The organism is Streptomyces sp. NPDC005202, from assembly GCF_040608235.1.
Lineage (GTDB): Bacteria > Actinomycetota > Actinomycetes > Streptomycetales > Streptomycetaceae > Streptomyces.
In genome coordinates, this window is record NZ_JBEXHW010000053.1 from 21,241 (window position 1) to 28,820 (window position 7,580).

The 7,580-nt window shown below is 70.2% G+C and carries 6 protein-coding genes and 2 pseudogenes; 5 read left to right on the top strand and 3 right to left on the bottom strand.

Features of this window, described 5'->3' with window-relative positions; genetic code table 11:
* Nucleotides 1-438 precede the first annotated feature (438 nt).
* Both ABZV31_RS36040 and ABZV31_RS36045 read left to right on the top strand, forming a co-directional pair.
* Nucleotides 439-888: pseudogene (locus ABZV31_RS36040) on the top strand (family 43 glycosylhydrolase); the annotation flags it as partial.
* 1 nt (nt 889) lies between these two features.
* Nucleotides 890-1,175, top strand: a pseudogene (locus ABZV31_RS36045) (endo-1,4-beta-xylanase); the annotation flags it as partial.
* A gap of 123 nt (nt 1,176-1,298) precedes the next feature.
* Here ABZV31_RS36045 and ABZV31_RS36050 read toward each other — a convergent pair.
* Together ABZV31_RS36050 and ABZV31_RS36055 are read right to left on the bottom strand one after the other, a co-directional pair.
* Nucleotides 1,299-1,505 carry a DUF5999 family protein gene (locus ABZV31_RS36050; RefSeq protein ID WP_355901065.1) on the bottom strand — a complete coding sequence of 69 codons (207 nt, stop codon included), beginning with the start codon at nt 1,503-1,505 and terminating at the stop codon, nt 1,299-1,301.
* 386 nt (nt 1,506-1,891) lie between these two features.
* Nucleotides 1,892-2,476, bottom strand: coding sequence for a hypothetical protein (locus ABZV31_RS36055; protein ID WP_355901066.1), 585 nt, complete (start codon nt 2,474-2,476; stop codon nt 1,892-1,894).
* Between the two features lie 563 nt (nt 2,477-3,039).
* Between ABZV31_RS36055 and ABZV31_RS36060 the strand changes: the two genes are divergently transcribed.
* Nucleotides 3,040-4,557: a glutamate--cysteine ligase gene (locus tag ABZV31_RS36060; RefSeq protein ID WP_355901067.1), complete on the top strand. Its 1,518-nt coding sequence runs from the start codon at nt 3,040-3,042 to the stop codon at nt 4,555-4,557.
* Between the two features lie 453 nt (nt 4,558-5,010).
* Nucleotides 5,011-5,811 (top strand): type II CAAX endopeptidase family protein, encoded by an 801-nt coding sequence (locus ABZV31_RS36065; RefSeq protein WP_355901068.1) that lies wholly within the window; start codon nt 5,011-5,013, stop codon nt 5,809-5,811.
* 89 nt (nt 5,812-5,900) lie between these two features.
* Here ABZV31_RS36065 and ABZV31_RS36070 read toward each other — a convergent pair whose 3' ends face one another.
* On the bottom strand, nt 5,901-6,710 hold the full coding sequence (locus tag ABZV31_RS36070) for a PhzF family phenazine biosynthesis protein (RefSeq protein WP_355901069.1): 810 nt from the start codon (nt 6,708-6,710) through the stop codon (nt 5,901-5,903).
* A gap of 164 nt (nt 6,711-6,874) precedes the next feature.
* On the opposite strand from ABZV31_RS36070, the gene ABZV31_RS36075 reads away from it, so the two are divergent.
* The gene (locus ABZV31_RS36075) at nt 6,875-7,498 is read left to right on the top strand and encodes a PadR family transcriptional regulator (protein ID WP_355901070.1); all 624 of its coding nucleotides are present in this window, start codon (nt 6,875-6,877) and stop codon (nt 7,496-7,498) included.
* Nucleotides 7,499-7,580 lie beyond the last annotated feature (82 nt).

Consider the following 7,580-nt stretch of genomic DNA (forward strand, 5'->3'; position numbering starts at 1 on the left):
GCCATCACGCGGACAGCGGCACCAGCGTAAGCGGAGAGTGACGTGCCGGCCCACGGATACCGGGTCCGGGGGCGTCAATCTTCCGTTAAGAAGGCCAGCGGCGGCACGGATGCACCCCAGGACCAGGAGGCCCGGACGGTGTGACCCTCGGTTGGGCCGTACGCGTGGCGGAGGGCCCGGTGGGTCAGGGGTGGACACCCAGCGTCATGTCCGGCCCCCGGATCCGGAACACGGCCGGCGCGGTCTCGCGGTCCCCCTGCTCCGGGACCTGGCGCAGCACGCTTGCCCTGCACGGCAGGCAGCCGGCCGCGTGAGGCCGGAGCGCGCTGACGTCCGTGCCCCCATGCGGGGCTCCGGACTTCTTGCCCGCATGCGGGGCTCCCTCTGCAGTGCGGCTCCGTAATGTTCGCCAGCAGGGGCGAAAGTTTCGCGACTCCCATGCGGACGTACGACAACCCGGTGATCCCCGGCTTCCATCCCGACCCCAGCGTCTGCCGTGTGGGCGAGGATTACTTCCTCGTGTGCTCCAGCTTCGAGTACTTCCCGGGCGTGCCCCTGTTCCACAGCCGCGACCTGGTGCACTGGCGGCAGATCGGCAACGTCCTCGACCGGCCGGGGCAGTTGGAGCTGCCGGACGACCTGCCGGCCTCCGCCGGCATCTACGCCCCGACGATCCGGCACCACGACGGCCGCTTCCACGTGATCACCACCAACGTCGGCGGCAAGGGAAGCTTCCTCGTCAGCAGCGAACACCCCGAGGGGTCGTGGGCGTTCTGGATCGACCTGCCCGGGATCGACCCCGACCTCGCCTGGGACGACGACGGCTCCTGCTGGTGCGCCGTGGCCGGCGTGCGCCTGGCCCGGATCGACCCGGCGACGGGCAAGGTACACCGCCCTCACGGAGGTCGACGTCCGCACGCAGCTGCCGACGACCGAGGACAAGCTGGCCGAGCAGGCCACCTGGTACCGGGACCTGACGCGAGCGTGCCTCGTCGTGCGGGGTGCGTCGGCGTGACGGTGTGGGACTACGGTGTGGGACTACGGTGTGGGACTACATCGACAAGTACTCGTGAATTCCGGCGTTCTTCCCCGGTGAGGGCGCGGCGCTGCCATGGGACGAACAGCTGAAGCCCAAACCGGCGTACTACGCGTTGCGCCAGGCGCTCGGACAGTGACCGTGTTCCGGGCCGGACACGGGCAGTAACCACCCCCGGACCTGCGTAGGGGCCGGTTCGCACCGAGTGTGTGCGGGCCGGCCCCTCAGGTCTGCGGGCGGTGCGGTGGGCCGCCCGGGGTGCTCAGGCGGCCGTCACCACCCGGCCGGTGCCCAGCGGGCGGTGCGGGGCGATGATCTGGCCGTCCGGCAGGAGCTCACCGGTGTCCTCGAAGAGCAGAACGCCGTTGCACAGCAGGCTCCACCCCTGCTCCGGGTGATGCGCCACGAGGCGGGCGGATTCCCGGTCGGCGGAGTCGGCTGACGGGCACGGTGGCTGGTGCTGACACATAGGTGGGATCTTTCGCTCTGTCGTGTTGTGTGAGATGGCTGTCGTGCGTGTCCCGCGGCTAGTGGCATTCTCCATGGCCGCCCCCCGTTTGATAAGTCGGTATGAAACCAGTGTTGCCCCACGGGCGTAAATCCGCAGGGATTTCGCAGCACCGCTTCTCACAGGTTGAGGACGCATCACCCGCGCGGAAGGTTCATCCCAACTCCCCCGTCCCTTCGGGTGGTTCGAGGTGGCCGGATGGGGCTAGTCCGACCGGGTCGGTGGCTTTTTCCAGCTCATGCGAGCGCTTTTCGGCTCGTACGAGCGTATGTGCGCGGTAAACAGTGCCGTACCCCGCTTCGGGAAATCCTTCGGCGGGGTACGAGGGTGATCGCGGAGCGGGGATGTCAGGCGGGCGACCCCATGAGCCGTACGGGAGTCACCCGATGGGTGAGGACCGGGAGCAGCTCCGCGACCCGGTGTGGCCGGTGCGCCGCGATCCCGGGTGGGGCCGGCGCCAGCGGAACGAGCAGGTCGGTGGCGGCCGGGTGGCCGGCGGCGCCGTCCGCGGAGAGGTCGCCGTGCAGCCAGAGCGTGAGCATGTACAGGCCGGGCATGGACAACAGGCGGGGCTGGTAGGGCTGGCTCATGGTCTCGGACTGGCGCAGCGCAAGCTCGGTGGAGGCGACGTAGGGTCCCTCGAAGAAGTGCGAGAACGTCCAGCCGTCGGGGGTCAGCATGGTCTCGGCGGCGGCCACCGCGTGGTCGCCGCAGCGGATCAGGAAGCGCCACCCGGCCAGCCGGGTCGCCGAGACCCCCTCGGGGGTGATCCGGTCCAGGACGTGCACGGGCAGCGGGAGTTCGGGGGTGGCGGGGCCCTGTGCGGCGCGGAGGGCGGGCGTCCGGGCCTCGCGGACTGCGGTGGGGGAACCGAGTGCAGTGAGGACGGAGCGGAGTGCGGGCGCGGGAGCCGGGGGGAGGTGCAGCGGCATGGTGGATCGCCTCTCATTCGACAGGCACGGTGACGCGAGGGCGGGGCGGGGCGGGGGCGGACGGCGCTGTCAGCTCTCGAGGCAGGAGGGGGTGGGGCCGGGGCGGGAACGAGGTGTGCGGGGTGCGGTCTGCCACACATGACCTAGACGGCAGGATCCAGGGCCGTGGGTGCCAACCTTCTGCCTTGTTGCGGAGTTTATACGACGAATGTTCAGACGGTGTTTCGTCTAGCTGTTTCCGGCGTCAACAACAAGGGTCTATTCGGTCGGCGATATGCGGGAATCATCCCGGTTCCGAGCGGTCGGCGCCGCGGTGACCTCGGGTTCTGTCCGCGCAGCGGTCGGCCCGTTCTCGTCGGCGTTTTTCACGAGTTCCTCGGGGCACTCGTGAAACTGCACGATGCCCCATGCCTCGTGAATGTGCCTCCGGTCACATGAGACCAGAGTAGCGGGTGCGGGGCGGGTGCGGGACGTTATCGATCGCGATGGCTGGGCATCATCCCACCTGACCGGGACCCCGGCGGCCGGATCTTCGGCCCGCCCGTTTGAGGAGGGACGCAGCGATGGGGGAGAAGGTCGTGGCAGGCCAGTTCGACCTGTCCGATCGCCACCGCTACCGCGACAAGCTCCGGCACTGCCTGACGGGGCTGGAGCGGCTGCTGGAGGAGAAGCGGTTCGACAGCCCCAAGAACCTCATGGGGCTGGAGATCGAATTGAATCTCGTCGGCTCCGACGGCTTGCCCAAAATGCTGAATGCGCAAGTACTCGAGCGCATCGCGAGCCGCGACTTCCAGACAGAACTCGCCATGTTCAACCTGGAAGTCAACATAGCCCCACACCGATTGGGCGGCCGGGTTTTCGACCGGCTCGCCGAGGAGCTGACGACTTCCCTGGCATATGCCCACCGGAAAGCGGGCGAGGTCGACGCCGGAATAGCGATGATCGGCATTCTGCCCACCCTCGACCGCGACGACCTGGTCTCCTCCAACCTCTCCGACGTCGACCGCTACACCCTGCTCAACGACCAGATCGTCGCGGCCCGCGGCGAGGACTTCGCCCTCGACATCGACGGCGTGGAGCACCTCACCTGCACGTCGAAGTCCATCGCGCCCGAAGCCGCGTGCACCTCCGTGCAACTGCACCTGCAGGTCACCCCGGCCCGCTTCGCCGACGTGTGGAACGCAGCTCAGGCGGCCTCTGCCGCCCAGATCGCCGTCGGCGCCAACTCGCCGTTCCTCTTCGGTCGCGAGCTGTGGCGCGAGTCCCGGCCGCCGCTGTTCCAGCAGTCCACCGACACCCGCCCGCCCGAGCTCCAGGCGCAGGGCGTGCGGCCGCGCACCTGGTTCGGCGAGCGATGGATCTCCTCGGCGTACGACCTCTTCGCGGAGAACCTGCGCTACTTCCCGGCCCTGCTGCCGATCTGCGACGACGAGGACCCCCTCGACGTGCTGGACGCGGGCGGCACCCCCAAGCTCGCCGAGCTCGTGCTGCACAACGGGACCGTCTACCGCTGGAACCGCCCGGTCTACGACATCGCGGACGGCGTGCCGCACCTGCGCGTGGAGAACCGCGTGCTGCCCGCCGGGCCGACCGTCACCGACGTGATCGCCAACGCGGCCTTCTACTACGGCCTCGTGCGCGCCCTGGCCGAGGAGTCACGGCCCGTGTGGACCCGGCTGCCGTTCCAGGCGGCGGCCGCCAACTTCGACGCCGCATGCAAGCACGGCATCGACGCCCGTCTCACCTGGCCCCGGCGCGGCCGGTACGCCGGCACGGCCGAGTTCGACGCCGTCAGCCTCGTCCGGGACGAACTGCTGCCGCTCGCCGAGACCGGCCTGGACGCGTGGGGCGTGGAGCCCGCCGACCGGGACCTGTACCTGGGCGTGATCGAGGAGCGGTGCCGGCGCCGGGTCAACGGTGCGTCCTGGCAGGTCGCCACGTTTCATCGGGCGCTGGAGCGGGGGCTGGGCCGGGAAGCCGCCCTGGCCGCCACGACCCGCCGCTACTGCGAGCTGATGCACCTCGGGGAGCCGGTGCACACCTGGCCGGTCGGTTTGCCGGAGCCGGTCCCGCTGGGGTGAGCGGCCGACCCCGTGCCGGGCCGACCCGGCACGGGGGTGCTTCGTCTTCTTCCGGTTGATCGCCGTTGTGAACCGCTGGTCCGGTCACCGCCGTCGTGGCTGACCGCCGTTGCGGCGGGGAACAGGGCCCGCATCTGAGAGCGGCCGCCGGTCCCGCCCGGCGACGGTGCGGACGAGGACCGCGAGGGCCACGGTACGGCGGCGGGCACGTGGACGGGGTCACCGGCGCCCACCCGGGATGGATCGGGCAAGCTGTGACGTCCCATGTCGGTGATACCCCTCCCTGTTGAACCCCGTGCCGGAATCCGGCCGTATGGCATGCAAGGGTGAGGTACTCCCCGCACGGGGGCCCGCCCCCTCAACGGCCTGTCGCGCACGATCTTCGTAACTTCTTTCGAGACCCTGGCGGGGTGAGGATGGGGACGGGGCGGGATTACTCAACTGGAGGCAGGTGTGCAGGCGGAGGCGGGGCCGGTGGCCGGGTCTTTTCCGCAGGAGCGGCCGTCGCGACGGATCTTCCGCGACGAGACGCTGCTCGTTCTGGGTCTTTCGCTCGGTGCGAGTGGAGTGTCCGCCCTGATCAGCTTTGTCGGATCGGTCACGAAACCCGGCGGCCTCAAGGACCAGGCGGCCACCCTCAACGCCTCCGCAGCACCGGGCCGTCCCTGGCTTGATCTCGTCTGGCAGCTGTTCGGGATCGCCTCGGCGCTGGTGCCCGTCGCGCTCGTCGCGCATCTGCTGCTGCGCGAGGGGCAGGGCCTGCGCACCCTCGGCTTCGACCGGACCCGGCCCGGGCCGGACCTCGGTCGCGGGGCCGCCGTCGCGGCGGTGATCGGCAGCACCGGAATCGCCTTCTACCTGGTCGCCCGCGGTCTCGGCTTCAACCTCACGGTGGTGCCGGAGGCGCTGCCCGGCGTGTGGTGGAAGTACCCGGTGCTGGTCCTGTCGGCGCTGCAGAACGCGATCCTCGAAGAGGTGATCGTGGTCGGCTATCTGCTGCGCCGGCTCGGCCAGCTGGGCTGGACCCCTGGGACCGCGCTGGTGGCCAGTTCCGTCCTGCGCGGTTCCTACCACCTCTACCAGGGCATCGGCGGCTTCGTTGGCAACATGGTGATGGGCGTGGTGTTCGTCTGGCTGTACCGGCGGTGGGGCCGGGTCGGCCCGCTGGTGGTGGCCCATTCCCTGCTCGACATCGGGGCCTTCGTGGGGTACGCGCTGCTGGCCGGGAAGGTGGGCTGGCTGCCGACGGCGTGAGCGGCTGCGCAAGGGGCGTACGAGGCTTTCGTAGGGTTTACGAGGCTTTCGTAGGCCCCTTTCCGTGTCTGCCTCGGGTGGGTGGGCTGCTAGGCGAGCAGCTCGCCGTCGATGACGGTGACCGCGTGGCCCGTGAGCAGGGTGTGGTCGCCGCGCAGCCCGGTGCGGACGAGGCCGGAGCGCGGTGAGGCCTGCAGGCCGGTGAGGTCCGGGCGGCCGAGGCGTTCGGACCAGTAGGGGGCCAGGGCGGTGTGGGCGCTGCCGGTGACCGGGTCCTCGTCGATGCCGATGTTCGGGAAAAAGCACCGGGAGACGAAGTCGTAGCCGCGGGCGGGGTCCTCGGCACGGGCGGTGGCGATGATGCCGCGTGTGGAGTAGGCGGCGAGGGCCTTGTGGTCGGGGGTGAGGCCGCGGACCGTCTTCTCGTCGGCGAGCTCCAGCACCAGGTCGCCGACATTCGGGCCGGTGTCGAAGGCGGTGCGCGGCTCGGCGCCGAGGGCCCCGGCGACCCCGTCCGGGACCTCGACCGGCGTGAGAGGGGCGGTGGGGAAGTCCAGGGTGATCGAGCCGTCCTCGCCGGGTGTCGCGACGAGTACGCCGCCGCGCGTGGCGAACCGCACCGGGCCGTCGTGGGTGCCGGTCGTGTGGAGCACATGCGCGGTGGCGAGCGTCGCGTGGCCGCACATCGCGACCTCGGCGGCGGGCGTGAACCATCGCAGCGCCCAGTCGGCCTCGCCGCCCTCGGGCAGCCGGTGCGCGAACGCCGTCTCGGCGTGGTTGACCTCCAGCGCCACCTTCTGGAGCCAGTCGTCCTCGGGGAAGGCGTCGAGGAGCAGGACCCCCGCAGGGTTCCCGGCGAAGGGACGGTCGGTGAAGGCGTCGACGATTTGAATCCGCATGCCCCGACGTTATGGGTTCCACGAGGCCGCAGACCAAGGCCAATTCACGCTCGCCGGCCACGGAGCGGAGAAAAGCCGCAGTTCGGCAGGGGGTTGTCAGCCTCACTGTTCCGATATATCGTTGAGGTATCGCGATAGATCAACGATGGAATGGAGTGGTAGCGATGCGTACCCACGGATTCGAGCGTGGACATCGGCACGACGACCCCCGGCGCAGCCCGGGCGGCTTCGAGGGGCGGCGGGCGGCCTTCGGGCCCTTCGGGCCGGGCGGCCCCGGTTTCGGCCCCGGCGGTCCCGGCTTCGGACCGGGCCCCTGGGGCGGACGAGGGCGTGGCGGACCGCGTGGCAGGGCGCGGCGCGGCGACGTACGGGCGTCGATCCTGGCCCTTCTGAAGGACCGCCCCATGCACGGATACGAGATGATCCAGGAGATTGCCGAGCGCAGCGGCGGTGCGTGGAAGCCCAGCCCCGGCTCGGTCTACCCCACCCTCCAGTTGCTGGAGGACGAGGGCCTGATCGTCAGTGAGACCGAGGGTGGCAAGAAGCTGTTCTCGCTCACCGAGGCGGGCCGCGCCGCGGCCGAAGAGGGGTCGGAAGCGCCCTGGGAGGAGGCCTCGCGGGGGATCGACTGGGAGGCCCTCAGCGAGATCCGGCAGGCCGGCTTCGGCCTGATGGAGGCCTTCAGTCAGGTCTGGAAGACCGGCAGCAAGGAGCAGCGCGAGAAGGCGCTCGCCGTCATCAACGAGGCCCGCAAGAAGCTCTACCTCATCCTCGCCGACGATTCCTAATGGAGATGTCAAGCGGCGGACGTGACGGGCGGTATGGGGTCGTAGCACCGTCCGTCACGCAGGAGGGCCCACATGACGTTGA